Annotated in this window: 25 protein-coding genes; 10 read left to right on the top strand and 15 right to left on the bottom strand. The window is 69.9% G+C overall.

The window, feature by feature from the left end; translation table 11 throughout:
- Positions 1–86: 86 nt before the first annotated feature.
- The 7 genes from ACODT0_RS34200 (at position 87) to ACODT0_RS34170 (ending at position 5645) form a co-directional block, all read left to right on the top strand.
- Positions 87–977 (top strand): ABC transporter permease, encoded by an 891-nt coding sequence (locus ACODT0_RS34200; protein ID WP_489043299.1) that lies wholly within the window; start codon positions 87–89, stop codon positions 975–977.
- Positions 978–1038: 61 nt separating this feature from the next.
- Complete coding sequence (locus tag ACODT0_RS34195) at positions 1039–2169, top strand: sterol desaturase family protein (RefSeq protein WP_057592142.1); 1131 nt, start codon at positions 1039–1041, stop codon at positions 2167–2169.
- Positions 2169–2957, top strand: a complete 789-nt coding sequence (locus ACODT0_RS34190) for a YaeF family permuted papain-like enzyme (protein WP_413762925.1) — start codon at positions 2169–2171, stop codon at positions 2955–2957. Before ACODT0_RS34195 ends, ACODT0_RS34190 begins: the two co-directional genes overlap by 1 nt.
- 61 nt (positions 2958–3018) lie before the next feature.
- Entirely contained in the window at positions 3019–4251 is a 1233-nt protein-coding gene (locus ACODT0_RS34185) for a BaiN/RdsA family NAD(P)/FAD-dependent oxidoreductase (protein WP_489043298.1), read from the top strand.
- 112 nt (positions 4252–4363) lie between these two features.
- On the top strand, positions 4364–4576 hold the full coding sequence (gene rpsU / locus ACODT0_RS34180) for a 30S ribosomal protein S21 (RefSeq protein ID WP_007833691.1): 213 nt from the start codon (positions 4364–4366) through the stop codon (positions 4574–4576).
- Positions 4577–4704: 128 nt separating this feature from the next.
- A complete protein-coding gene (locus tag ACODT0_RS34175) occupies positions 4705–5154 on the top strand; it encodes a GatB/YqeY domain-containing protein (protein ID WP_057592139.1) in 450 nt (149 codons plus the stop codon).
- Positions 5155–5159: 5 nt separating this feature from the next.
- Complete coding sequence (locus ACODT0_RS34170; protein WP_057592138.1) at positions 5160–5645, top strand: NUDIX domain-containing protein; 486 nt, start codon at positions 5160–5162, stop codon at positions 5643–5645.
- A 13-nt stretch (positions 5646–5658) separates the two neighbouring features.
- Here ACODT0_RS34170 and ACODT0_RS34165 read toward each other — a convergent pair whose 3' ends face one another.
- On the bottom strand, positions 5659–6432 hold the full coding sequence (locus ACODT0_RS34165; protein ID WP_261212570.1) for a sulfite exporter TauE/SafE family protein: 774 nt from the start codon (positions 6430–6432) through the stop codon (positions 5659–5661).
- Between the two features lie 102 nt (positions 6433–6534).
- Between ACODT0_RS34165 and ACODT0_RS34160 the strand changes: the two genes are divergently transcribed.
- A complete protein-coding gene (locus ACODT0_RS34160; protein ID WP_057592136.1) occupies positions 6535–7431 on the top strand; it encodes a LysR family transcriptional regulator in 897 nt (298 codons plus the stop codon).
- Here ACODT0_RS34160 and ACODT0_RS34155 read toward each other — a convergent pair.
- From ACODT0_RS34155 to pmbA, 11 genes are all read right to left on the bottom strand, one after another.
- Complete coding sequence (locus tag ACODT0_RS34155; protein WP_479670342.1) at positions 7428–8429, bottom strand: NAD-dependent epimerase/dehydratase family protein; 1002 nt, start codon at positions 8427–8429, stop codon at positions 7428–7430. The two genes, ACODT0_RS34160 and ACODT0_RS34155, sit on opposite strands and share 4 nt — an antisense overlap.
- Complete coding sequence (locus ACODT0_RS34150; RefSeq protein WP_489043297.1) at positions 8426–9328, bottom strand: bile acid:sodium symporter family protein; 903 nt, start codon at positions 9326–9328, stop codon at positions 8426–8428. Before ACODT0_RS34150 ends, ACODT0_RS34155 begins: the two co-directional genes overlap by 4 nt.
- A gap of 25 nt (positions 9329–9353) precedes the next feature.
- Positions 9354–10682 carry a flavin-containing monooxygenase gene (locus ACODT0_RS34145; protein ID WP_422096490.1) on the bottom strand — a complete coding sequence of 443 codons (1329 nt, stop codon included), beginning with the start codon at positions 10680–10682 and terminating at the stop codon, positions 9354–9356.
- An 8-nt stretch (positions 10683–10690) separates the two neighbouring features.
- Positions 10691–11539 (bottom strand): SDR family oxidoreductase, encoded by an 849-nt coding sequence (locus ACODT0_RS34140; protein ID WP_489043296.1) that lies wholly within the window; start codon positions 11537–11539, stop codon positions 10691–10693.
- A 238-nt stretch (positions 11540–11777) separates the two neighbouring features.
- Entirely contained in the window at positions 11778–12824 is a 1047-nt protein-coding gene (locus tag ACODT0_RS34135; protein ID WP_489043295.1) for an NAD(P)-dependent alcohol dehydrogenase, read from the bottom strand.
- A 31-nt stretch (positions 12825–12855) separates the two neighbouring features.
- Complete coding sequence (locus tag ACODT0_RS34130; RefSeq protein WP_489043294.1) at positions 12856–13959, bottom strand: ABC transporter ATP-binding protein; 1104 nt, start codon at positions 13957–13959, stop codon at positions 12856–12858.
- A gap of 35 nt (positions 13960–13994) precedes the next feature.
- Positions 13995–14894: a carbohydrate ABC transporter permease gene (locus tag ACODT0_RS34125; RefSeq protein ID WP_489043293.1), complete on the bottom strand. Its 900-nt coding sequence runs from the start codon at positions 14892–14894 to the stop codon at positions 13995–13997.
- Positions 14891–15760, bottom strand: coding sequence for a carbohydrate ABC transporter permease (locus ACODT0_RS34120; protein WP_489043292.1), 870 nt, complete (start codon positions 15758–15760; stop codon positions 14891–14893). Before ACODT0_RS34120 ends, ACODT0_RS34125 begins: the two co-directional genes overlap by 4 nt.
- Before the next feature lie 34 nt (positions 15761–15794).
- Entirely contained in the window at positions 15795–17087 is a 1293-nt protein-coding gene (locus tag ACODT0_RS34115; protein WP_489043291.1) for an ABC transporter substrate-binding protein, read from the bottom strand.
- Positions 17088–17253: 166 nt separating this feature from the next.
- On the bottom strand, positions 17254–18225 hold the full coding sequence (locus tag ACODT0_RS34110) for a helix-turn-helix domain-containing protein (RefSeq protein ID WP_057592129.1): 972 nt from the start codon (positions 18223–18225) through the stop codon (positions 17254–17256).
- Between the two features lie 69 nt (positions 18226–18294).
- Positions 18295–19665, bottom strand: a complete 1371-nt coding sequence (pmbA, locus tag ACODT0_RS34105) for a metalloprotease PmbA (protein WP_261212557.1) — start codon at positions 19663–19665, stop codon at positions 18295–18297.
- A gap of 105 nt (positions 19666–19770) precedes the next feature.
- Here pmbA and yjgA point away from each other — a divergent pair, with 105 nt between their 5' ends.
- Together yjgA and mog are read left to right on the top strand one after the other, a co-directional pair.
- Entirely contained in the window at positions 19771–20427 is a 657-nt protein-coding gene (gene yjgA / locus ACODT0_RS34100) for a ribosome biogenesis factor YjgA (RefSeq protein WP_057592127.1), read from the top strand.
- Positions 20424–21014 (top strand): molybdopterin adenylyltransferase, encoded by a 591-nt coding sequence (gene mog, locus ACODT0_RS34095; RefSeq protein WP_489043290.1) that lies wholly within the window; start codon positions 20424–20426, stop codon positions 21012–21014. Before yjgA ends, mog begins: the two co-directional genes overlap by 4 nt.
- A 4-nt stretch (positions 21015–21018) precedes the next feature.
- On the opposite strand, the gene ACODT0_RS34090 is transcribed toward mog, so the two are convergent.
- The 3 genes from ACODT0_RS34090 to ACODT0_RS34080 are packed head-to-tail and all read right to left on the bottom strand — an operon-like array spanning position 21019 to position 25601.
- Positions 21019–21390 (bottom strand): hypothetical protein, encoded by a 372-nt coding sequence (locus ACODT0_RS34090; protein WP_172705412.1) that lies wholly within the window; start codon positions 21388–21390, stop codon positions 21019–21021.
- A 58-nt stretch (positions 21391–21448) separates the two neighbouring features.
- Entirely contained in the window at positions 21449–22351 is a 903-nt protein-coding gene (locus ACODT0_RS34085; protein ID WP_489043289.1) for a cation diffusion facilitator family transporter, read from the bottom strand.
- Entirely contained in the window at positions 22341–25601 is a 3261-nt protein-coding gene (locus tag ACODT0_RS34080; RefSeq protein ID WP_489043288.1) for a CusA/CzcA family heavy metal efflux RND transporter, read from the bottom strand. Before ACODT0_RS34080 ends, ACODT0_RS34085 begins: the two co-directional genes overlap by 11 nt.
- Positions 25602–25603 lie beyond the last annotated feature (2 nt).

The raw sequence follows: 25603 nt of genomic DNA, 5'->3' as shown, positions 1-25603 counted from the left end.
GCAGCGAAATCAAGGAGGAGCCGAAGGCGGGGGACATTCGCGGAGGGGAGTACCCGGTGCCCCGTGCATCCGCCCTGAATGACTTTATGACCGACCACATCCGAGAAAAACGCCCCAAAGGCTTCTGGCCCCTGGCCACCGTCTTCGCCCTCTTCGTGCTGTTCCTCTACGGCCCGATGATCACGATCTTCGTGCTGAGCTTCCAGCGCCCAGAGGGCGGCCTGACCTTCCCGCTGCGGGGCGTCTCGCTGCACTGGTTCCACAAGCTCGCCGAGGGCCTGGGCACGGTCGACATCGGCGCCGCGTTCCGGCGTTCGCTCGCGCTGGGCGCCGTGGTCATGGGCTTCACCGTCGTGCTCTCGGTGCTCGCGGGCCTCGCGTTCCGCAAGAAGCTCGCGGGCGGCAACACCCTGTTCTTCGTCACGGTCGCGAGCCTGATCATGCCGTCGATCATCATTTCGCTGGGCATCGGCCTGCAGTTCCGGCTGCTCGACAGCGGCATCAAGGCCCTGCTGACCGCCATGGACGCCACCACCCTGCTCGAGGGCTACGGCACCGCGCTCGGCCTGTTCAGCTCCGCCCTCGGCGCCCACCTCACCTGGACCCTGCCCTTCGGGCTGCTCATCATGTTCGCGGTCTTCAACCGCTTCAACCCGGCCTACGAGGAGGCCGCGCGCGACCTCGGCGCCACGCCCTGGCAGACCTTCCGCTTCGTCGTGCTGCCGCTGATCGGCCCCTCGATCGTGGGCATCGGCATGTTCGGCTTCACCCTCTCGTGGGACGAGATCGCGCGCACCTCGCAGGCCATCGGCGACGTCAACACCCTGCCGCTCGAGTTGCAGGGCCTGACCTCGACCGTGACCACCCCTTCGATCTATGCCCTCGGCACGGTGACCACCGTGGTGTCGCTGCTGGTCATGGCGGCGGCGCTGGGGGCGGCCGCGTTACTGCGGCGACGCTCCACCCGAAGGGGGTGACCGCTTTGGCGCCGCCCGACCTAAAATCGCGCCCCTACAAAAAAGCAAGACAGAGGCGGGCATGCTGGAAATCGACAAACTCAACGAACTCGCCGAAAGCCACGGCGAGCTGCGCCGTGGCAAGGGCATGGTCACGGGCACCATCGCCATCAGCCTCGCGGTGCTGTGCTTCCTCGGCGTGCTGGTGTTCCACTTCCCGCAGTACCTGAGCACGCCCGAGCTGCGCAAGAGCTACAACGTCGACCTCATGCGCTGGGTGCTGCTCGTCGCCATGGTGGTCTCGGGCGGCCTCTCGCTGGTCAACATCATCTTCAACCGCACGCGCTGGCTCTCGTCCTTCGCCTTCCTCTTGATCGTGCTGTCGGCCCTGCTCGGCGGCCACAAGGTCCCGGTCAACGACTTCGCCGACAACACCCCCTACATCGGCCTCGACTGGTTCATCCTCGACCTGCTCGGCTCCTCGCTGATCTTCATCTTCATCGAGAAGCTGTTCGCGCTGCGCAAGGACCAGCCCGTGTTCCGCGAGGAGTGGCAGACCGACTTCCACCACTTCGTGGTCAACCACATGATCGTGGGCTTCGTGCTGCTGGCCACCAACCTCATGGTGCACAAGCTGTTCGGCTGGGCCGCCAACGACGGCATTCGCGGCTGGGTCGGCAACCTGCCGTTCTGGGCCGGGCTGCTGCTGATCATCCTGGTGGCCGACCTGGTGCAGTACTGGACGCACCGCGCCTACCACGAGGTGCCGGTGCTGTGGCGGCTGCACGCGGTGCACCACAGCGTGAAGAGCATGGACTGGATGGCCGGCTCGCGCCAGCACATCCTCGAACTGCTGATCACGCGCACCCTGGTGCTGGCGCCGATCTACGTGCTGGGCTTCAGCAAGGAAGTGATCGACGCCTACATCGTGGTGGTGGGCTTCCAGGCGGTGTTCAACCACTGCAACGTGAGCGTGCGGCTCGGCCCGCTGCGCTACGTGATCGTGACGCCCAACTTCCACCACTGGCACCACAGCCAGGACCAGGAAGCGCTCGACAAGAACTACGCGGCGCACTACGCCTTCCTCGACTACCTGTTCGGCACCGCGGTGAAGAGCACCAGGCTCTGGCCCGAGAAATACGGCGTGCTCGGCGACTACGTGCCCAACGGCTTCTTCAAGCAGTTGAAGTTCCCGTTCGTCTGGAAGGGCTGATGCGCGCGTTCCGCCAGACCTGCGCGGCCCTCGCTGCCGCGGGCGCCGCCCTGCTGCTCGGGGCCTGCGCCACCCGTCTCGACCTGCCCTCGCAAGACAACGGCCTGCGCCTGCGGGTGCAGAGCTCGGTGATCGCGCCGGGCAACGGCGGCGAGCTGATCGCGGCCGATGCGCTGGAGCCCGGCGACATCCTGCTGACCTCGATCGCCACGGTGAACTCCTTCGGCATCCGGCTGGGCACCTTCTCGCCCGTGAGCCATGCGGTGCTCTACCTCGGCGACGGCCGGATCGCCGAGGCCGTGGGCAGCGGCGTGCGCGCGCGGGCGCTGGCCGAGGTGGTCGACGAGGAACAGATGGTCGTGGCCTTCCGCGTGCCCGGCGTGGACGCGGCCGGTGCCGAGCGCATGCGTGCCTGGGCGCTGTCGCAGGTCGGCGTGCGCTACAACACCGTGGGCGTGCTGCTCAACGCCCCCTTCGTGCTGAATCGCCGGCTGTGCGAGCTGCCGCTGATGCCGGGCGCGGTCAGCCACTATTGCATGAGCGGCATGGCCATGGTGCAGCTGGGCGCGAGCCGCGACGACCAGTTCTTCTGCTCGCAGTTCGTGCTCGAGGCCTACAACCGGGCCGGCCTGCCGATCACCAGCGCCGACCCGCGCTGGGTCAGCCCGGCCGACCTGCTGCACATGCGCGAGGGCGACGTGCCCTCGATCGCCGCCACCCAGCCGCTGCGCTACGTGGGCCACCTCAAGTACAACCCGCCGCCGGTGCTGGCGGCCGACGGGCCATGAGCGCCGCGCCGGGCCGCCCCAAGCAAGCTCGCACCGCAGTGCGAAGCACGGAGGTCCTTCAATGACCGAGGCCAAGCATTTCGACGCCGTGGTGATCGGCGCCGGCGCCGCCGGCCTGTTCTGCGCGGGCGTGGCCGGCCAGCGCGGGCTCAAGGTGCTGCTGCTCGACCACAGCGAGAAGGTGGGCGAGAAGATCCGCATCTCCGGCGGCGGCCGCGCCAATTTCACCAACCGCGACCTCGACGTGCGCGCGCCGCAGCGCCACTTCATCGGCGAGAACCCGAATTTCTGTCGCTCGGCGCTGTCGCGCTATGCGCCGCAGCAGTTCATCGAACTCGTGCAGAAGCACGGCATCGCCTTCCACGAGAAGCACAAGGGGCAGCTGTTCTGCGACGGCTCCTCGCAGCAGATCGTGGACATGCTGCTGGCCGAATGCGCGGCCGGCGGGGTCGAGCGCTGGCAGCCCTGCCGCATCGGCCAGATCACGTTCTCGGCCGAAAACGCAGATGGGGCGAGCGTCGGCAGCTATCGAATCGAGAGCAGCCGCGGGCCCATCGAAACGCCGAAGATCGTGGTCGCCACCGGCGGCCTGTCGATCCCCCAGATCGGCGCCAGCGACTTCGGCTACCGCATCGCCGAGCAGTTCGGCCTGCGCATGGTCGCGCCGCGCCCGGCGCTGGTGCCGCTGACCTTCGGCGGCGAGGCCTGGGCGCCCTATGCCGAACTGGCCGGGCTGGCGCTGCCGGTGCGCATCGAGACCGGGGCCAGGAAGGAGAAGATGGCCTTCCTGGAGGACCTGCTGTTCACCCACCGCGGCCTCTCGGGCCCGGCCGTGCTGCAGATCTCGAGCTACTGGAAGCCCGGCACGCCGCTCACGCTCGATTTCGCGCCCGGCGTGGACGTGGCCGCGGCCTTCGCCGAGGCCAAGCTGCGCTCGAGGAAGCGCATCGCCAACGAGCTCGCCGCCCTGGTGCCCTCGCGGCTGGCCGATGCCTGGGTCGGCCAGGACGGCGCGCTGCAGCGGCCGATCAACGAGGCCGCCGACCGCGCGCTGGCCGCGCTGGCCGAGCGCATCGCGCGCTGGCAGATCGTGCCCTCGGGCACCGAGGGCTACAAGAAGGCCGAGGTCACGGCCGGCGGCGTCGATACCCGGGACCTGTCGTCCCAGACGATGGAATCGAAACAGCCGGGCCTGTATTTCATCGGCGAAGTGGTCGATGTCACCGGCTGGCTCGGCGGCTACAACTTCCAATGGGCCTGGGCGAGTGCCCACGCCTGCGCAAACGCGCTATAATCGCCGGCTAACTTTGGCCTTCCCTCAACGGCCACACACTTTTTCTTGTTGAGGAACCCCGGCCTGGGGCTCTCGATCCTCCCCCGGCCAAATTTCAAATCAACGATTCCTGATGACCACCATCCGCGTTAAAGAAAACGAGCCCTTCGACGTCGCCCTGCGCCGTTTCAAGCGCACCATCGAAAAGCTCGGCCTGCTGACCGACCTGCGCGCCCGCGAGTTCTACGAAAAGCCGACCGCCGAGCGCAAGCGCAAGAAGGCAGCCGCCGTGAAGCGCCACTACAAGCGCGTTCGCAGCATGCAGCTGCCCAAGAAGCTGTACTGACGCACCCTGGCACCGGAGGCAGCGGCCGATTCGACAACACCGAACCCGCCGCCCTCCGCCCCGCCAACTGCCTTCCAGCCGCGCCAGGGAAACCTGCCGCGGCTTTGTTTTTTCCCGCAGGAGACCCCATGAGCCTCAAAGAACAGATCACCGAAGACATGAAGACCGCGATGCGCGCCAAGGACTCCGAGCGCCTGGGCACGATCCGGCTGCTGCTGGCCGCGCTCAAGCAGAAGGAAGTCGACGAGCGCGTCGAGCTCGACGACGCCATGGTCGTGGCCATCGTCGACAAGCTGGTGAAGCAGCGCAAGGACTCGGTCACCGCCTTCACCCAGGGCGGCCGCGCCGACCTGGCCGACAAGGAAGCGGCCGAGATCAAGGTGCTCGAGGTCTACCTGCCGCAGCGCATGGGCGCCGACGAGATCGCCGCCGAGGTCAAGGCCATCGTGGCCGAGCTCGGCGCCGCGGGCCCGGGCGACATGGGCAAGGTGATGGGCGCGGTCAAGACGCGCCTGGCCGGCAAGGCCGACATGGGCCTGGTGAGCGCCGCGGTCAAGGCCGCGCTGACCGGCGCCTGATCGCCATGACCGCCGGCACCGAGGCCGCCGCGATCCCGAAGGCCTGCGCCTGCCTGGTCGACGCGCGCGGCCGGCTGCTGGTGTTCCGCCATCCCGAGGACGGCAACATGCAGCTGCCCAAGGGCACCATCGAACCGGGCGAGTCGCCCGAGTTCGCGGTGCGGCGCGAACTGCTCGAGGAATCGGGCATCGACCATGCCGGCGCGCTGGTCTCGCTAGGCACCTTGCAGCGCGACTGCGAGGCCGGCGTCGAGGGCAACACCCACCGCCATCCGCAGCTGTGGCACCTGTTCCTGATGCACGCCGAAGGGCCGCTGCCCGAGCACTTCGACCATGTGGCCATGGGCAGTCCCGAGGAGGACGGCCTGGTGTTCTCGTTCAGCTGGCTGGCGCCCGAGGCACCGATCGACGGCTACGCCCTGCCCTACCGCCAGACCATCGAGCGGGTGCGCGCCGCGCTGGCGTCGACGCAGCCCGTCGCGGCCGGCTGAGGAAGGCTCCCGCTCATCCCATGGCCCGCACGGCCATGTAGGCGCCCAGCAGCCCCAGCCCGACCAGGAAGCAGCGCCTGAACACCGGCACCGGCAGCCGCTGGCGCAGCCAGGTGCCCAGCACCATGCCCGCGATCGCCGGCACCAGCATCAGCGCCGAACCGCCGAGCACCGCCAGCGGATAGCCGCCATTGCCCGCGAGCCCGATCGCCAGCACCACGGTCGAGGTGGTGAACGAAATCCCCATCGCCTGGATCAGCGCGTCGCGCTGGAAGCCCAGTGCCTGCAGGTAGGGCACGGCCGGCACCACGAACACCCCGGTCACGGCCGTCACCAGCCCGGTCGCGATGCCGACCAGCGGCCCGAGCCAGCGTTCGTGCGCGGGCGCCACCTTCAGCTGCCGCCCGGTCAGCCCCCACAGCGCATAGGCCACCAGCGCCACGCCGAGCGCCACCGAGGCCCAGGCGCCGGCCGGCACGCCCAGCCACCAGGCGCCGCCCAGCGTGCCCGCCACGATCCCGGCCTGCATGCCGCCGATGCGCCGCAGCACCGGCAGGAAGCTCGCGCGCGGTCCGGTCTGCCAGACGTTGGTGACCAGCGAGGGCACGATCAGCAGCGCCGCCGCCTGCACCGGGCGCATCCACAGCGCGAGCAGGCCCATCGACACCGTGGGCAGCCCGAGGCCGATCACGCCCTTGATCACGCCGGCCAGCAGGAAGACCGCCGCGGCGGCGATGCCGTGCCCCGCGAGGCCGGCCAGTTCGTTCGAGAAGGAGGAAGACGTCATCGGCGCGCAGTCTGCCGGCCGCGGCGCCGGCCGGGAATCCGGCATTCGCGCAGCGAGCCTCAGGCACAGACTGAGGCCGGCGTGCTACCTTGCGGGCTCACCATGCGATTCGATCTCACCGACCTGCGGCTCTTCCTCCACGTCGTCGAGGCCGGCAGCCTGACCGCCGGCGCGCAGCGCTCGCACATGACGCTGGCCTCGGCCAGCCAGCGCGTCCGCGGCATGGAGGATGCGCTCGGCACCCCGCTGCTCACGCGCCATGCCCAGGGCGTGCGCCCCACCGAGGCCGGCCGCACCCTGCTGCACCATGCGCGCGTGGTGCTGCAGCAGATGGAGCGGCTGCGCGGCGAGCTCGGCGAATACGGCCAGGGCCTCAAGGGCCATGTGCGCTTCCTCTGCGGCACCTCGGCGCTGACCGAGCACCTGCCCGAGGTGCTGGCGCGCTTCCTGGCGCAGCATCCGCGGGTGTCGATCGACCTCGAGGAACGGCCCAGCCCCGACACCGTGGAGGCGCTGCGCGCCGGGCTGTGCGACATCGGCATCGTCTCCGACGCCATCGACACCGAGGGCCTCGAATGCCATCCGTTCCGGCGCGACGACCTGGTGCTGGTGATGCCGCGCGGCCATGCGCTGGCCGGGCGCCGGCGCGTGAAGCTGGCCGAGGTGGTCGACAGCGAGTTCGTCGGCCTGCCCGCCGACAGCGCGCTGCAGCAGCTCGTGACCATGCATGCGCGCGCGCTCGGGCGCCACCTGTCCTACCGCGTGCGGGTGCGCAACTTCGAGGCCGTGTGCCGCATGGTCGAGCAGGGCATCGGCGTGGGCATCCTGCCGCAGACCGCGGCCGCGCGCTGCGCGCGTTCGATGAAGATCGCGCGCGCCTCGCTGGCCGACGCCTGGGCCGAGCGCACCTTGATGGCCTGCGTGCGCAATTCGGAGGAGCTGCCGCTGAACGCGCGGCGCATGCTCGCCTACCTGCTCGAACCCGTCGAGAAAGCCTAGGCCCCGCGCGTGACCGGCCGCCCCTGCGCCGCGCGCGCCGCCACGAAGGCCTCGAAGGCCTCGGCGCTGGTCTTGCGCGGGCGGTAGCCGAAACGCTCCTTCAGCGCGGTGTTCGACAGCACCGGCCGGTAGCGCAGGAAGTCGAGCTGCTCGGGCCCGTAGCGGCTCACGCCGAGCGCCGAGCCCACCGCCAGCGCCGTCTTCAGCACGCCCGCGGGAAAGTCGACGGTGCGCTTGCCCAGCCGCGCCGCGATCTCGTGGATCGGCAGCGCGCCATCGCCCGCGAGGTTGTAGCAGCCGGCCGGCGCGCCGCCCTCGAGCGCATGGGCGATGGCGCCGGTCACGTCCTCGTCCCAGACGAAGACGAAGGGACTCGCGCTGCCGCGGATCGCGATCAGCCGCCGCTTCTCGAACAGCGCCGTGATCTGGTTGTCGACGCGCTCGCCGAGGATGGTGCCGATGCGCAGCACCGTCTGCGCCAGCGAGGGGTGGCGCGCGCGCCAGTCGGCCAGCAGCTCCTCGACCTGGCGCTTGTGGTCGGCATAGGCGAACACCGCGTTGCCGCGCAGCGGCTGGCGCTCGTCGATCCAGGCCGGGTTGTCGGCGTGGTAGCCGTAGGCCGCGCCGCTCGACGACACCACGATGTGCGCGACCCGGTACATGGTGCAGGCCTTGAGCACGTTGCGCGTGCCGCCCACGTCGACCGAATGCTCGAAGTCGCGGTTCGAGTCCCTGCCCGGCGTGACGATCGAGGCCAGGTGCACCACGGTGTCGATGGCATGGTCGGCGAAGGCCTTGCCGATGCCGGCCTCGCGCACGTCCTGCGCCAGGTAGGCCACGCCCGGCAGCCGGCGCTCGCGCGGCACCTCGCGCACGTCGAGCGCCACCAGGCCCTCGAGCTGCCCATGGCCGAGCCTGGGCGCGAGCGCGGCCAGCACGCCGCGGCCCAGGAAGCCGTCGGCGCCCGTTACCAGCACGCGGCGCGCGGCGGCCGTCATGGCCGTGCGGGCCGGCGGCCCCACCAGCTCGCGAGCGCGAGGCCCGCGATGATGTCCCAGAAGCCCCAGACACCGGCCACCACGGCCATGCCGCCGAGCCCGCCGAAGAAGCTGAAGATCAGCACCAGCCCGAGCCCCGCGTTGCGGATGCCGACCTCGATCGCGACCGCGCGCCGGTCGTAGTCGGCCAGCCCCGACAACCGCGCGCAGATGTAGCCGGTGCCGAAGGCCAGCGCGTCGTGCAGCACCACGGCCAGCAGCACCAGCCCCACGTAGTCCAGGAAGTAGCGCCAGTTGCCCGCGATCGCGCCGACGATGAAGGCGATCAGCGCGAGGAAGCTCAGGATCCGCGCCGGCTTCTTGATGCGCGCCGTGAGCCCCGGCAGCCGGTGCGCGCATGCCACGCCGAGCACGAAGGGAATGCCGATGATCATCACGATGTGGCCCAGCATGTCGAGCGGATCGAGCGCGATGGTCTGGAGCAGCGGCGCGGCGGTCGGATGCAGCCCGCCCCAGAAGGCGAAGTTCAGCGGCATCAGCACGATCGACAGCGCGTTCGAGATCGCGGTCATCGACACCGACAGCGCCACGTTGCCGCCCGCGCGGTGCGTGAGGATCTGCGAGATGTTGCCGGGCGGGCAGCAGGCCACCAGGATCATGCCGAGCGCGATGCTCGGGGCCGGCTTCAGCAGCAACGTGAGCGCGAAGGTCACGGCCGGCAGCACGATGAACTGCGCGCCGATGCCCACCGCCATCGCGCCGGGCATGCGCGCCACGCGCTTGAAGTCCTCGATGCGCGTATCGAGCGCGATGCCGAACATCAGGAAGCCCAGCACCACGTTGAGCAGCACCAGCGAGGCCGGGTTGAAATGCAGGCGGATCTCGTCGACGGGCAGCATGGGGCGCGTGTCCTTTTTCGTCGGCTCAGGAAGGATCGGCCAGCGCCGCCGAGGCGGCGCGCACCGCGGCGCGGTAGGTGTCCTTGTGCACGTAGTAGGCCATGCGCTCGAGCTGCAGGTACTTGTAGCCGCCGGAGAGGTCGGGCGCAGGCCCCTTGGCGGCCGCGCGCAGCGCCGCGGCCTTGGGCGATCCCGCCGCCTGCGCGCGCAGGTAGCGCGCCACCAGCTCGGCCTGCTCGTAGCGCCCCTGCCAGCCGATGCCGCTGGCCTCGATCATGCCGAGCACCGCGAGGTTCTCGAAGCGCGGCGAGAAGATGTTGAGGTACAGCCGCGGCGCCATGCCCTGCCAGTCGAGCAGCGCGCGGTCGATGAACGGGTAGTGCAGCGCATAGCCGGTGGCGGTGAGGATCAGGTCGTAGTCGCGCGTGCCGCCGTCCTTGAAGTAGACGGTGTGGCCGGCCAGCCGCTCGACGTCGGCGCGCACCGCGATGTCGCCATGGCCGATGTGGTGCAGGATCAGCGAATTGACGATCGGATGCGACTCGTACATGCGGTAGTCGGGCTTCGGAAAGCCGAAGCGCGTGGGGTCGCCGGTGAACCACTGCAGCACCATGGCGTCCAGCCGCTGCTTGAGCCATGGCGGCAGCGGCTTGCTGCCGCCGAGCGTGTCGGCCGGCTTGCCGAACACGTACTTGGGCACGAAGTAATAGCCGCGCCGCACCGAGATGTCCACGCACTTCGCGTAGTGCACCGCGTCGACCGCGATGTCGCAGCCCGAGTTGCCCGCGCCCACGATCAGCACCCGCTTGCCCTTGAAGATCTCGGCATGCTTGTAGTCGCTGGTATGCAGCAGCTCGCCCTCGAAATAGCCGTCGAAGCGCGGATGCTTGGGCTCGGACAGCGTGCCGTTGGCGATCACCACGCCCTTGAATTCGAAGGTCTCCACGCCCTCCTCGCCATCGCCGTCGGCCGGGCCCACGCTCACCTGCCAGGTGGTGCCGGGCGCGTTGGAGGTGGGCTCCACGCGCAGCACGCGCGTACCGAAGCGGTAGTGCTCGCGCAGCCCGAAGCGGGTGGCGAAGTCGCTGAAGTAGCGGCGCAGCTCGCGGTGGCTCGGGTAGTCGGCCACCGTGTCGGGCATCGGGAATTCGCTGAACTCGGTGGTCCTCTTGCTCGAGATCAGGTGCGCCGAGTGATAGACCGTGGAGCGCGGGTTCTCGATGTCCCACAGCCCGCCCACGTCGCCGTGCGCCTCGAAACCCTGGAAGGGAATGCCGTGCTTCTGCAGGTTGCGGGCACCGGCGAGGCCCGAGGGGCCGGCGCCGATCAGCGCGATCTGTTCGTGGGTGGGCACTGTCGCTGTCACGTTGGCGGCGAGCCTTCCTTCGGCGTTGGCGGTGATGAAAAGGGTGGCAGCCCGGGGATCGGCGTGGCGCCGGCCTCGCCCGCGCGCGGCTTGCGCGGCTGGCCGCTCAAGAGCCGGTCATGCAGCGCCTCGGGCAGGCAGTCGAGCGCCTTCGAGAGCCAGCCGATGCGCCGCGGCAGCACGATGCGCTCGCGGCCCGCGGCCACCGCCGCGAGCGTGCGGCGCGCGGCCTCCTCGGGCTCGAGCAGCCCCGGCATCGCGAAGCGGTTGCCCGCGGTCAGCGCGGTGCGGATGTAGCCCGGGCTCACCGTGTGCACCCCGACGCCGCTGCCGCGCAGCTCGGCGCGCAGGCTCTCGAGGTAGCGGATCAGCCCGGCCTTGCTCGCGCAATAGGCGCCGTTGCCCGGCATGCCGCGCCAGCCCGCGATGCTGGCCATGCCGACCAGAGCGCCGCGCGCCTCGCCGCGCATCGCGGCCACGAAGGGCTGGAAGGTGGTCGCGGCGCCCAGCAGGTTGATCTCGAGCATGCGGCGCAGCACCGCGAGGTCCTCGGCCTGCGCGGTGTCGAAGCCGCCGGCCACGCCCGCGTTGGCGATCACCAGGTCGGGCGTACCGGCCCGGGCCATCCAGTCGACGGCCATGGCCTGCATCGCCACCGTGTCGGCCACGTCGGGCGTGTAGACCGCGCAGCGCCCGGGCGCCAGCGCCTCGAGCGCGCGCAGCCGTTCGCGGTCGAGCCCCACCAGCGCCACCTGCGTGCCGTCGGCGATCAGCCCGCGCGCCAAGGCCTGCCCCAGGCCGCCACAGGCGCCCGTCAGCACGGCATTGCGAAAGCGAGGGGGCATCGGGGAAGCGGGGCCTCGAAAAAAGATGCGCCCCAATGTAGCGGCGCGTTTTGCCGCGCCGCCCCGGCGTTTTCCCTTGCACGCCGGACAGCGGGATCGGACAGCCGAACGCAGAAGAAAGCCAAAAGAGCGCAGAGGTCGCAGAAAAAACCAATGAAATTTTCTTGGCTGTCCTTCTGCGACTTCTGCGCAACCTTCGCGCCCTCCGCGTTCGGCTGCCCGCTCCCGCCCCCCGCGCTCAAGCCTCCAGAGGAAATTCGATCTGGATCTTCACGTCCGTCGCCCGCCCCGCCGCCGCCTCCTCGAAGGCGCGGATGCCGTCCTCGAACGCGAAGGTGCGCGAGATGAAGGGCTTGACGTCGACCTGGCCCGAGGCGATCAGCGCGAGTGCGCGCGGGAAGATGTTGGCGTAGCGGAACACCGACTCGATGCGCAGCTCCTTCGCCTGGATCGCGACGATGTCGAAGGCCACCGGCGCCGGTGGAATGCCCACCAGCACCACGCAGCCGCCGGGGCAGGCCAGCTCGAAGATGCCCTCGAAGGCGCGCACGCTGCCGCTGGCCTCGAACACGGCGTTGGCGCCCCAGCCGTCGGTCAGCTCGCGCACCGCGTCGGCCAGCTGGCGCTCGCGGATGTTCACCGTGCTCACGGCCGGGTTGTTCGCGAACAGCGCGAGCTTCTCGGGCACCAGGTCGGCCAGGATCACGCGCGCCGCGCCGCCGGCGAGCGCGGCCAGCACGGTCATCGCGCCGATGGTGCCGGCGCCCACCACCACCGCCACGTCGCCGGGCTTGAGCGCGGCCTTCTTCGCGGCCTGCAGGCCGATCGCCAGCGGCTCGACGATCGCGCCCTCGGCGAAGCTCACGTTGTCGGGCAGGCGGAAGGTGAAGGCCGCCGGATGCACCACGTAGGGCGTGAGGCAGCCGTGGATCGGCGGCGTGGCCCAGAAGCGCACGGCCGGGTCGAGGTTGTAGATGCCTTCGCGCACGGCGCGCGAGTCGAGCTGCGGAATGCCCGGCTCCATGCAGACCCGGTCGCCGGGCCGCAGGTGCGTGACCTCGCTGCCGACCTCGGCCACCGTGCCCGAGGCCTCGTGGCCGAGGATCATCGGCTGGTCGACCACGTAGGGCCCGATGCCGCCGTGCTGGTAGTAGTGGACGTCGCTGCCGCAGACACCGACGGTGTGCATGCGGATCTTCACGTCGCGCGGGCCGACCGGCTGCGGCGGCAGCGCGATCTCGCGCAGCGCGAGTTCATGGGCTTTCTCGAGGACAAGGGCTTTCATGGAAGGTTCTTGCAAAGGGTCGATCGGGTATTCAGTGCAGCGCTTCGGCCGCGGCGCGCCGCAGCGAAGCACCGGTCTGCGCATCGAACAGGTGGAGCTGGGTCGCGTCGATGCCGAAGCGCACGCGCTCGCCGAGCCGCGGCGCCTGCGCCGAATGCACCAGCGCGGCGATCTCGCTGCCCGGGCTGTCGCCGATGCTCACGAGCACCTCGTTGCCCAGGTACTCCACCAGCTGCACCTGGCCCACGAAGGCGCCCGCGTCGTCGGGCCGCGCGAGCAGGTGAGCGGGCCGGATGCCGAGCGTGACGCGCTCGCGCCCCTCGAGCGCGAAGCGGCGCGCATCCACGCGCACCGTGCCGCCGTGCCCGCGCAGCACCGCGCCCTCGTCGCCGTGCGTCACCGTCATCTCGAACAGGTTCATCGGCGGCGTGCCGATGAAGCCGGCCACGAAGGCCGAGCGCGGGTTCTCGTAGATCTCGCGCGGCGAGCCCACCTGCTCGATGCGGCCGTCGCGCAGCAGCACGATGCGGTCGGCCAGGGTCATGGCCTCGTGCTGGTCGTGCGTGACATAGACCGTGGTGGTGCGCAGCGTCTGGTGCAGCCGCGCTATCTCCACGCGCATGTGGTTGCGCAGCTTGGCGTCGAGGTTCGACAGCGGCTCGTCGAACAGGAACACCTTGGGCGTCTTGATCATCGCGCGCGCGATCGCCACGCGCTGCTGCTGGCCGCCCGAGAGCTCGGTCGGCCGGCGCTCGAGGTAGCGCTCCAGGCCCAGCGTGTCCGACACCTCCTTGACGCGGCGCGCGATCTCGCTCTTCGGCACCTTCAGGCGCTTGAGCCCGAAGGCGATGTTGTCGCGCACGCTCATGTGCGGATAGAGCGCGTAGTTCTGGAACACCATCGCGATGCCGCGCTCCTGCGGCGGCAGGTCGTTGACGCGCGTGCCGCCGATCAGCAGCTCGCCGCCGCTGATGTCCTCCAGGCCCGCGAGCATGCGCAGGATGGTCGACTTGCCGCAGCCCGAGGGGCCGAGGAAGACGACGAACTCGTTGTCGCAGACGTCGAGGTCGAACTGGTGCACCACTTGCGTGTCGCCGTAGCGCTTGATGATCTTGTGACAGCTGATGGCGGACATGTTGTTGCGTCTCTCGGAAAGGGGATGCGCGGTCTTCATGCCGCGTCGCGCTTGCGCTTGAAGGCCGCGTTGAGGAAGCCGCTGAGCACGCCGATCATCAGGAGCGGCGGCAGCGACAGCAGGATCACGGAGGCATTCAGGATGCCCCAGGGCACGTCGCGCCCGAGCTGGCTCAGCTCCGAGGCCACGATGGGCAGCGTCTTGGCGTCCGAGGTGGTCAGCATCAGCGCGATCAGGAACTCGTTCCACACCAGCACGAAGCCGAAGGCGATGGCGCCGACCAGCGAGCGCGCGGCGATCGGCAGCGCCACCTTGAAGAAGATCGCGTAGGGGCCGTAGCCGTCGACGCGGCCGGCCTCCTCCACCTCCCGGGGCACCGCCTTGAAGGCCGGGATCGCGAGCCAGATCACGGTCGACAGCGTGAGCAGCGTGTAGGTCACGATCAGCGCGATGCGCGTGTCGTAGAGCTCGAGCTGCAGCCAGATCACCATCAGCGGGATCGCCACCGCCACCGGCGGCAGGAAACGCATCGACAGCACGAAGAACTGGATGTCGTCGGCGCGCCGCACCGGGTAGCGCGCCAGCGCATAGGCCGCGGGCAGGCCCAGCAGCGCGCCGATCAGCACGGCCGAGCCCACCACCACGAGCGAGTTGACGAGCCCCTGCGCCACCGCCTCGCGGCCCAGCACGTAGGCATAGTTCTCGAGCGTGGGCGTGAAGAGGAACTTCGGCGTCGCCGAGACGATGTCGACCCGGTTCTTGAACGAGTTGAGGAAGGTCCAGAGCACCGGCACCAGCGCCGAGAGCGCGGCGGCGGCGAGCACCAGCCGCGCCACCAGGGTGCCGAGGCCCAGGCGCCGGCGCGCGGCCGGGCGGACGGCGGGCGCATCGCCGGCGCGCAGCACGGGCGCGGCGGAAGTCGTGGCGGGGGTCATGCGGGCCGGGTCCATTTCCAGAGGTAGGTGAAGGCCACGGTCGAGGCCACCATCATCAGCACGGCCATGCTCGAGGCGTAGGAGATGCGGCCCGACTCGATGAAGCCCTGCGAGAAGGCGTACATGTCGAGGGTCTCGGTCGAGATGCCGGGGCCGCCGCGCGTCATCACGTAGATCAGGTCGAAGGCGCGCAGCGACTCGATCATCTTCACGAAAGCGAGGCTGATCAGCGGCGCGCGCAGCATCGGCAGCGCGACGAAGGCGTAGACCTCCCAGGGCTTCGCATGGTCCATGCGCGCCGCCTCGAAGGGCTGCGGCGGCAGGGTCTCGAGCAGCTTGAGCACGATCACCGCGAAGAACAGGCCCCACTGCCAGACGTCGACGAAGGCCACCGTGAGCAGCGCCGTGAGCGGCTGCGCCAGCAGGTCCAGCGGCTCGCCGGTGATCGCCTTGTAGGGCCAGGTCAAGAGGCCGAACAGCGGATGGAAGGCGAACTTCCAGACGAAGGCGGCCGACACGCGCGGCAGCAGCACCGGCACGATGAACAGCATGCACAGCAGGTTGCGCCAGCGCGGCGTGGCGCTCTGGAACAGCAGCACGCCGAGCAGCACCGCGAGCCCCATGGTGGCGCTCACGGTCAGCAGCTCCCAGGTCAGCGAGACGCCGACCGAGTTGAGGAAGCGCCGGTCCGAGAACAGCTGCAGGTAGTTGGAGAACCACACCCAGCCGATGTCGGACTGGCCGAGCTCGCGGTCCTGCAGCGACACGGCGATGGCGAACACGGTGGGCACCAGCGCCAGCACCGCGAGCACGAGCAGGCCGGGGCCGATGAAGACGAGCGGCAGTCGGGTCTTGTGAAGGGTCATCGCGGGACTCGCAAGGAACGCGGGGCCGGGCGGCTCACTTGCGGCGCCGCGCGATCAGCTGCTTGGCATAGCCGTCGAGCTCGTCGAGGCCGGCCTGGATGTCGGTGCGCGAGCCGGTGATCAGCTCCTCGAGGATGATCCCCCAGCGATCGCCGAGGTCGGGCCAGGCCGGGTCCTGCCAGAAGTTGACCGCGGTGAGCTTGCCGGTGTCGGCCAGCGCCTTGCCGAGGTCGGCGCCGTAGCGCTTCGCGAACTCGGGACTGCCCAGCACGCTGGTGCGGTTCAGCTCGCCGAACTGGCCCTCGGCGAGGCGGCGCTGCTCGTTCTTCTTCGAGGTGGCCCAGGCGATGAAGAGGCCGGCGCACTTCTTCGCCTCCTCGCTCTTGTTGGCCTTGGCGCCGATCGCCAGGCCGTGGCCGTAGCCGCCGCCGGTCAGCGGCGCTGGCGGCGTGGCATAGGCGATCTTGCCGATCACGGTCGACATCTTGGGATCGAGCGCGTTGCCCGCGAGCGGCGTCGACTCGACCAGCAGCGCCACCTTGCCCGCGAGGAAGGCGCCGGTGGCCTCGTCCCAGCCGCCGGTCTTGGTGCCGGGCGCCGAGTACTTGAAGAGCTCGAGGTAGGTCTGCGTGGCCTTGAGCGCGGCGGGCGAGTCGAACACCGGCTTGTCGCCGTCGAACCACTGGCCGCCATAGCCGCGGAAGTACGGCATCCAGCGCCACACGTTCGCGCCCGAGCCGCGCTGGCCGCGCAGTGCCACGCCGTAGACGCCGTTGGCCGGGTCGTTGAGCTTCTTCGCGGCGGCCACGAATTCCTCGAGCGTGGCCGGTGGCTTGATGCCGGCCTTCTCGAGCAGGTCCTTGCGGTAGACCATCAGGTCGCCGCCGCCGGTCAGCGGCGCGAACCAGGCCTCGCCCGCATAGGTGGCGACCTTCTGGCGGCCCGGGTCGAAGTCGGCGTAGTCGTAGTCGGCCGGGTAGTACTTCGCGAGCGGCACGATCCACTTCGACTGCGCGAACAGCGGCACGTTGGCCTCGTCCACGTAGTAGACGTGGTACTTGCCCACGGTCGAGGCATCGGCGCGCGTCTTGGTGCGGCGGTCGTTCTCGTTGAGGTTGTCAATGCTGAACGAGGCGCCGGCCAGGACCTTGAACTCGTCCTTGTACTTTTCGAGCAAGGTCAGGCCGTCACGCGGCTGCGCCAGCACCCGCACGTCCTCCTTGCACATCGCGCCCTGCGCCAGCGCGGCACCAGCGGCACCGGTCGCCAGCAGCGCCACGAGCAGCGTGCGGACGCGGGCGCGCCTCCCTGCGGATTCCTTGAACATCGCTTGTCTCCGTTGAACTTGTTGCGGATCGCCGGCCGAAGCCGGGGAACAAGCCCGCCGTGCCGGGCGCCCTGTTTCGGGGACAGCGCGACGGTGGCGGGACGGGGTGAAGCGTATGCAGCGGCTCAGCGGCGCCGCGTACCCCCCAAACGGGGTACTGGTACTTTCATGACCAGGCCGACTGGGGTTTTACCGGGGTCGTGGGCGGGTAGTGGACGGTGCGCAGCCCGAAGCGCTCCTGCGCCTGCTGGCGGTAGGCGCTGGGTGTCATGCCCTTGTGCTGCAGGAAGCGGCGGTTGAAGTTCGCGATGTTGAAGAAGCCGACCTCGTAGCAGATGTCGCTGACCAGTCGGTCCGAGGTCTGCAGCATCTGGCAGGCCTTGGCGATGCGCAGCCGGGTCACGAACTCGGTGAAGGTGCTGCCCATCTGGCGGTGGAAGTAGCGCGAGAAGCTGCTCTCGGCCATGTTCGCGATGGCGCTGACCGAGGCCAGCGAGATCTCCTCGGCCAGGTGCTCGTCGAGGTGGTCGAGCACGCGGCGCATGCGCGTGCTGGTGGCGGGGTCGCCGTCGGAGGGCTCGTCCTCGCTCGAGATCAGGCGCCAGTCCTCCCAGCGCGCGAGCTCGTGCAGCAGGCCGATGAACTCCGCCAGCCGCGCCATGCCCTCGTGCGCCTGCACGCGCTGGAAGCGCTCGCGCGCCACCTCGCCGATGCCGAAGAACTCGATGCCGCGGCGCGCGCGGTCGAGCATCGGCAGCACCGCGTCGATCTCGGGGAACAGCGCCGAGCCCTTGCGCAGCGGCTCCTCGCGGAAGTGGATCACCATGCTGCGGTCGGCGATGCCCTCGGCCGGCACGTCGTCGGAGATCCAGGTGTGCGGCAGCCGCGAGCCCACCAGCGCCACGTAGCCGGGCTCGAAGCGGCCGATGTGGTTGCCCACGAAGGCCTGGCCGGTGGTGCGGTTGATGATCTGCAGCTCGTACTCGTCGTGGTAGTGCCAGCAGTCGAAGGGCCAGGGCACGCCGTGCTGCAGGCAGCGCACGGTGCCGCCGCCTGCGGGCTCGAAGCCCAGGCGCGGGTCGCGCAGCAGTTCGTGTTCGAGTTCGGGTTTGCGGGCGGCGCGCTGGGGTCGGTTCATCGTTCGTTGTCTCCCTGCCATCAGGCCGCCAACCGGATGCCGCGACCGCGGCGCCCATTCCCCGGGGGATCAGGCGCCAGCGACCTTCATGCGGTTGACCAGCAGCGAGCCCGTCGTCTTGGCGCCGAAAGTGTAAGCATCGGCCCCGATGGCTTCAATCCCCATCAGCATGTCCTTGAGGTTGCCGGCGATGGTGATCTCCTCCACCGGGAACGCGATGCGGCCCTTCTCGACCCAGAAGCCGCTGGCGCCGCGCGAGTAGTCGCCGGTCACGTAGTTCACGCCCTGCCCCATCAGCTCGATGACGAACAGGCCGGTGCCCAGCTTCTGCAGCATGGCGTCGAGGTCGTCGCCGGCCTGCGTGAGGCGCGAGCTCAGCACCAGGTTGTGCGAGCCGCCGGCATTGCCGGTGGTCTTCATGCCGAGCTTGCGCGCCGAGTAGGTCGAGAGGAAATAGCCCTCGAGCCGGCCCGCGTCGACCACCTTGCGCGCGCGGGTGACCACGCCCTCGTCGTCGAAGGGCGAGCTGCCCTTGCCGCGCAGCACGTGCGGGTCTTCGCTCACGTCGACGTGCGAGGGCAGCACGGGCTTGCCGAGCGAGTCGAGCAGGAAGGTGCTCTTGCGGTAGAGCGCGCCGCCGCTGGTGGCCTGCACGAGCCCGCCGAGCAGGCCCGCGGCCAGCGGCGACTCGAACAGCACCGGGCATTCCACGGTCTTGATCTTGCGCGACTTCAGGCGGCTCAGCGCGCGCTCGGCGGCGTAGCGGCCCACGGCCTGCGGGCTCGCGAGCTCGTCGGCCGAGCGCATCGAGCTGTACCAGGCGTCGCGCTGCATGTTGTCGCCCTTGCCGGCGATCGGCGCCACCGAGATCGAATGGCGCGAACTCGCGTAGCCGCCGCGGAAACCGTGGGTGTGGGCGCTGAAGAAGTGGCTCTGCTGGGCCGAGACGCCCGCGCCTTCGCTGTTGGTGATGCGCTTGTCGGTCGACAGCGCGGCCGCCTCGCACTCGAGCGCCAGCTTCGCGGCCTGCTCGCTCGTCACCGCCCAGGGGTGGAACAGGTCGAGGTCGGGATGCTCCTTGGCGATGTCGGCCTCGTCGGGCAGGCCGCTGACCGGGTCCTCGGCCGTGAAGCGCGCGATGTCGTAGGCCGCCTGCACGGTCTGGGCGATGGCCGCCTCGGAGAAGTCGGAGGTGCTGGCATTGCCGCGCCGGTGGCCGACGTAGACGGTGACGCCCAGCGACTTGTCGCGGTTGCGCTCGACGTTCTCGAGTTCGCCCTTGCGCACCGAGACGCTGAGGCCGCAGCCCTCGGAAGCTTCGGCCCCCGCGTTGGTGGCCCCCAGCTTCTTGGCATGGGCCAGGGCCGAATCGACCAGGTTTTCGAAGAAGGAGCGGCTGTAGGCGAAGCCGGAGTCGGCGCGCGAGGAAGAGGTCGTCATGTGGGTGGCTATGATACTTGCGCCCCCCGTTCCCCGTTTGGCACCGTTTTCCCCTCGGTCCCGCCGCGTTGCACCGCCGCGCGGCGCGGCACAGAATCCATCCCCATGTCCCGCAAACCCAAAAAAGGCTACTTCGTCCGCGGCCAGTTCGTCGCCGAAGGCAGCGAACTCGACCTGGAGCTCAAGCGCGAGCTCAAGGGCACCGACGACGCCAGCCGCACCGACCTCAAGCGCGAGAGCGCCGAACTGCAGAAGCTCGGCGAAGAGCTCATGACCCTGCGCGCCGCGCTGTTCGACGCGCTGCCGCTCGACGAGAAGCTGGTCGAGGCGATCCGCGAGGCCAAGCGCATCACCAACTTCGAGGGCAAGCGCCGCCAGATGCAGTTCATCGGCAAGCTGATGCGCAAGCTCGACGAGCCCACGCTCGAGGCCGTGCGCGCCGCGCTGGCCGAGCAGTCCAGCGGCCCGGCCGCCGAGACCGCGCTGCTGCACGAGGCGGAGCGCTGGCGCGATCGCCTGATCGCCGACGACGATGCGCTCGGCGGCTGGATCGAGACCCACCCGGCCACCGATGCCCAGCAGCTGCGCGCCCTCGTGCGCCAGGCGCGCAAGGACATCAAGGCCGGCCCGGCCGGCGAGGCGCCGCGCCAGGGCAAGGCCTACCGCGAGGTGTTCCAGCTCGTGCGCGAGCAGCTCGCGGTGCATGGCGGCGACGACCATGCGGCGGCCGCGGCGGCGCAGGACCGCGAGGAGGACGCATGAGCGATTTCGATCCCGTACGCATCGGCATCGTCTCGATCAGCGACCGCGCCTCGAGCGGCGCCTATGAAGACAAGGGCCTGCCCGCGCTGCAGGACTGGCTGCGCCGCGCGCTCAAGAATCCGATCGACTTCGAGCCCCGGCTGATCCCCGACGAGGCACCCGGCATCAGCGCCGCGCTGATCGAGCTGGTCGACGCCGGCTGCTCGCTGGTGCTGACCACCGGCGGCACCGGCCCCGCGCTGCGCGACGTGACGCCCGAGGCCACGCTGGCCGTGGCCCACAAGGAGATGCCGGGCTTCGGCGAGCAGATGCGCCAGATCAGCCTGCGCTTCGTGCCGACCGCGATCCTCTCGCGCCAGGTCGCGGTGATCCGCGACAGGAGCCTGATCATCAACCTGCCGGGACAGCCCAAGTCGATCGCGGAAACGCTCGAGGGCCTGAAGGACGCCGAGGGCACGCAGCTCGTGCCCGGCATCTTCGCGGCCGTGCCCTACTGCATCGACCTGATCGGCGGGCCCTACCTCGAGACCGACGACACGGTCTGCAAGGCCTTCCGCCCGAAGTCGGCGATCCGGCCCGCGCGCTGAAGCTTCAGGGCTGGACCGCCGCGCCCCGGGCCTCGACCTCCTTGAGGCAGGCCTGCACCGCGGCATTCGACGCCTGCTCGTAGCAGCGCGAGGCGGCCGCACGCAGCTGCTTCTGCTGCTCGCGGCGCTGCTGCGCGTTGTCGAGCTGCCAGGTCATGAGCCATTGCATGGCCAGCGCCAGCGCGATGCCGAAGCCGATGGCGGCGCCGACCACCGTCGAGCGCCAGGTCCTCGTGGGGGACGCGGAATCCGCGGGCACCGATGCCGCGTCGAAGGCCATCGGCGAATGCGAGGGTGCGTCGCTTCTGCGGCGCCGCGGCTCGCGGGCGGCGGCCTCGATGGAAGGCGAATAAGACTGGCGGTGGCTGCGGCTCATCGGTCCTGTGTGCTGTGATTCGCGGCGGATTGTGCGCCATCCGCGAGTCACGGACTGCTCAGGCGCCGAAGCCGTGCGTCTCCCCCGCCTGCTCGCAAGGCACGCGCTCGGCCTGCACGGTCGAATGGTGGATATCGAAGCGCTCGGCCAGCAGCGCGCGCAACCGCTGCACCAGCGGCGCGAGGTCGTCGATACCGGGCGCGCTCACCACGTGCACGCTGAGGCTCACCTTGCCGCTGGACAGCGCCCACACGTGCAGGTCGTGCAGGCTGGCCACGCCCTCGCTCGCGAGCAGCGCGCGCTCCAACTCGGGCAAGTCGACCTCGTCGGGCACGCCCTCGAGCAGCACGTTGAGGCTCTCGCGCAGCAGGCGCCAGGTGCGCGGCAGCACCCACAGGCCGATGGCCACCGCGATCAGCGAATCGACCCAGGCCCAGCCGGTGAAGCGGATCACCAGGGCGCCGACGATCACGCCCACCGAGCCCAGCATGTCGGCCCAGACCTCGAGGTAGGCGCCCTTGACGTTGAGGCTCCTGTCCTTGCCGCTGGCCAGCAGGCGCATGCCGATCAGGTTGACGACCAGCCCGCCCGCGGCCACGAGCAGCATCATGGTCGACTGGATCTCGGCCGGCGCCGCGATGCGCCGCCAGGCCTCGTAGAGCACGTAGATCGCCACCAGGAACAGCAGCACCGCGTTGAGCACCGCCGCGAGGATCTCGAAGCGGTGGTAGCCGAAGGTGCGGCGCCGGTCGGCCGGCCGCCGGCCGATGCGGATGGCGGCCAGCGAGATCGCCAGCGCCACCGTGTCGGTGAACATGTGGGCGGCATCGGACAGCAGCGCGAGGCTGCCCGAGACCAGCCCGCCGACCACCTCCGCCACGAGGTAGGTCGAGGTCAGCAGCAGCGCCCAGCGCAGTGCCTTCTCGTTGGCGCCGGCGCCGTGCGAATGCTCATGGGCCATGGGATGCCTGCGGTTCGGGGTCGATGGGCGCGCCCTGCCGACGTTCCAGCAGCGCCGCTTCGTCCTCCTCGTCGTCGCGCCGGTGCGCGATCCGGTAGAGCAGCGGCAGCACCAGCAGCGTGAGCGCGGTCGAGGACAGGATACCGCCGATCACCACCGTGGCCAACGGCCGCTGCACCTCGGCGCCGGTGCCGGTGGCGATGGCCATCGGCACGAAGCCCAGCGAGGCCACCAGCGCGGTCATCAGCACCGGCCGCAGCCGGGTCAGCGCGCCCTCGCGGATCGCGGCATCGAGCGGCAGGCCGCCCTCGCGCAGGTTGCGGATGAAGGACAGCATCACCAGCCCGTTGAGCACCGCCACGCCCGACAGCGCGATGAAGCCCACCGCGGCCGAGATCGACAGCGGGATGTCGCGCAGCCACAGCGCCACGATGCCGCCGGTGAGCGCGAACGGGATGCCGGTGAAGACCAGCAGGCCGTCCTTGAGGTTGCCGAACATCGCGAACAGCAGCACGAACACCAGCATCAGCGACACCGGCACCACGATCTGCAGCCGCTTCGTCGCCGACTCGAGGTTCTCGTACTGGCCGCCCCAGTCGGTCCAGTAGCCCACGGGGATGCGCACCGACTGCATCGCCTGCTCGGCCTCGGCCACGAAGGAGCCGAGGTCGCGCCCGCGCACGTTGGCGCTGACCACGATGCGGCGCTTGCCGTCCTCGCGGCTGACCTGGTTGGGGCCGGGCGCGACCGACAAGGTGGCGACCTCGCCGAGCGGGATGAAGCTCAGCCGCTGGCCCTCGGGCGCGGCGCCGGTGGCGCCCTGCACCGTGCTGCCGGCAACGCCCGTGGGCGCGGCCGTGCCGCGCGGCAGCGCGATCGGCAGCCGCTGGATCGCCTCCAGGTCGGTGCGCAGGTTCTCGGGCAGGCGCACCACGATGCCGAAGCGCCGGTCGCCGTCGAACAGGGTGCCGGCCTCGCGGCCGCCGACCGCGGTCGAGATCGCGTCCTGCACGTCGCCCACGTTGAGGCCGTAGCGCGCGGTCTTGCCGCGGTCGATCTCCACCGTGAGCATCGGCAGGCCCGTGGTCTGCTCGACCTTGACCTCGGCCGCGCCTGCGATGCCGTTGAGCACGCCGGCCACCTGCGCGGCGGTCTTCTCGAGCACCGCCATGTCGTCGCCGAAGATCTTCACCGCCACGTCGCTGCGCACGCCCGAGATCAGCTCGTTGAAGCGCAGCTGGATCGGCTGCGAGAACTCGTAGTTGTTGCCCGGCAGCTTCTCGACCTCCTCCTGCACCGCCACCAGCAGCTCGGCGCGGCTGCGCTTGGGCGTGGGCCATTCGCTCTCGGGCTTGAGCATGATGTAGCCGTCGGAGATGTTCGGCGGCATCGGGTCGGAGGCGATCTCGGCCGTGCCGGTGCGCGCGAACACGCGCTCGATCTCGGGGAACTTGGCCTTCAGCGTGCGCTCGAGCTGCTGCTGCATCTCGACCGACTGCGTGAGGCTGGTGCCCGGGATGCGCAGCGCCTGGATCGCGAAGTCGCCCTCGCTGAGGCTGGGCACGAACTCGGTGCCCAGGCGCGTGGCCAAGAGGCCCGAGAGCACCACCGCCACCGAGGCCAGCGTGATCACCAGCGGCTTGGCGTTCATCACGCGCGCCAGCAGCGGCTCGTAGGCGCGGCGCGCCCAGGTCATCAGCCGGTTCTCCTTCTCGCCGACCTTGCTGCCGATGAACAGCGCCACGGCCGCCGGAATGAAGGTGATCGACAGGATCATCGCGCCCAGCAGCGCGATCACCACCGTGAAGGCCATCGGGTGGAACAGCTTCCCCTCGACGCCGGTGAGCGCGAAGATCGGCAGGTACACGATCATGATGATGAGCTGGCCGAACAGCAGCGGCCGGCGCGCCTCCTGCGAGGCCGCGAAGACCTCGTGGAAGCGTTCGCTGCGCGTGAGCGGCCGGCCCTTGTGGGCCTGCGCATGGGCCAGGCGCCGCACGCAGTTCTCCACGATCACCACTGCGCCGTCGATGATGATGCCGAAGTCCAGCGCGCCCAGGCTCATGAGGTTGGCGCTGATGCGCTGGTTCACCATGCCGGTGAAGGTGAACAGCATCGACAGCGGGATCACCAGCGCGGTGATGACGGCCGCTCGGATGTTGCCGAGGAACAGGAACAGGATCGCGATCACCAGCACCGCGCCCTCGAGCAGGTTCTTCTTCACCGTGGCGATGGCCTTGTCGACCAGCACCGTGCGGTCGTACACCGTCACCGCCTTCACGCCCTCGGGCAGGGTGCGGTTGATCTCCTGCATCTTGCGGTCGACCGCCTGCGAGACGCTGCGGCTGTTCTCGCCGATCAGCATGAACACCGTGCCCAGCACCACCTCGCGGCCGTTGTCGGTGGCGGCGCCCGTGCGCAGCTCCTGGCCGATGCCGACCTGCGCCACGTCGGACACGCGCAGCGGCACGCCCTGCGCGTTGCCGAGGATCACGTTGCCGATGTCCTCGACCGACTTCACCTGGCCCGGCGCGCGGATCAGGTACTGCTCGCCGCGCTTCTCGATGTAGCCCGCGCCCACGTTGGCGTTGTTGCGGTCGAGCGCGGTCACGATGTCGGTCATCGTGAGGCCGTGCGCGAGCAGCTTGGCGGGATCGGGCGCGATCTGGAACTCCTTGGCGTAGCCGCCGATGGAGTTGATCTCGGTCACGCCCGGCACGTTGCGCAGCTGCGGCTTGATGATCCAGTCCTGGATCTCGCGCAGGTCGGTCGACGTGTAGGGCTGGCCGTCGGGCCGCTTCGCGCCCTCTTCCGTCTCCACGGTCCAGAGGTAGATCTCGCCCAGGCCGGTGGAGATCGGCCCCACCACCGGCGAGATCCCCTCGGGCATCTTCTCGCGCGCCGACTGGATGCGCTCGTTGACGAGCTGGCGCGCGAAGTAGATGTCGGTGCCGTCCTTGAAGATCACGGTCACCTGCGACAGGCCGTAGCGCGACAGCGAGCGCGTCTGCTGCAGGCCCGGCAGGCCGGCCATCACGGTCTCGATCGGGTAGGTCACGCGCTGCTCGGTCTCCAGCGGCGAGTAGCCGGGCGCGGCGGTGTTGATCTGCACCTGCACGTTGGTGATGTCGGGCACCGCGTCGATGGGCAGCTTCTGGTAGCTGAACACGCCGAGCGCGGCCATGCCCAGCACCGCGAGCAGCACCAGCCAGCGCTGCTCGATGGCGAATCGGATCACACGTTCGAACATCG

The sequence above is a fragment of the Variovorax sp. FG153 genome, assembly GCF_057809595.1.
Note: the sequence above shows the minus strand (reverse complement) of the source record. Positions and strands in the feature narration are given on the sequence as shown.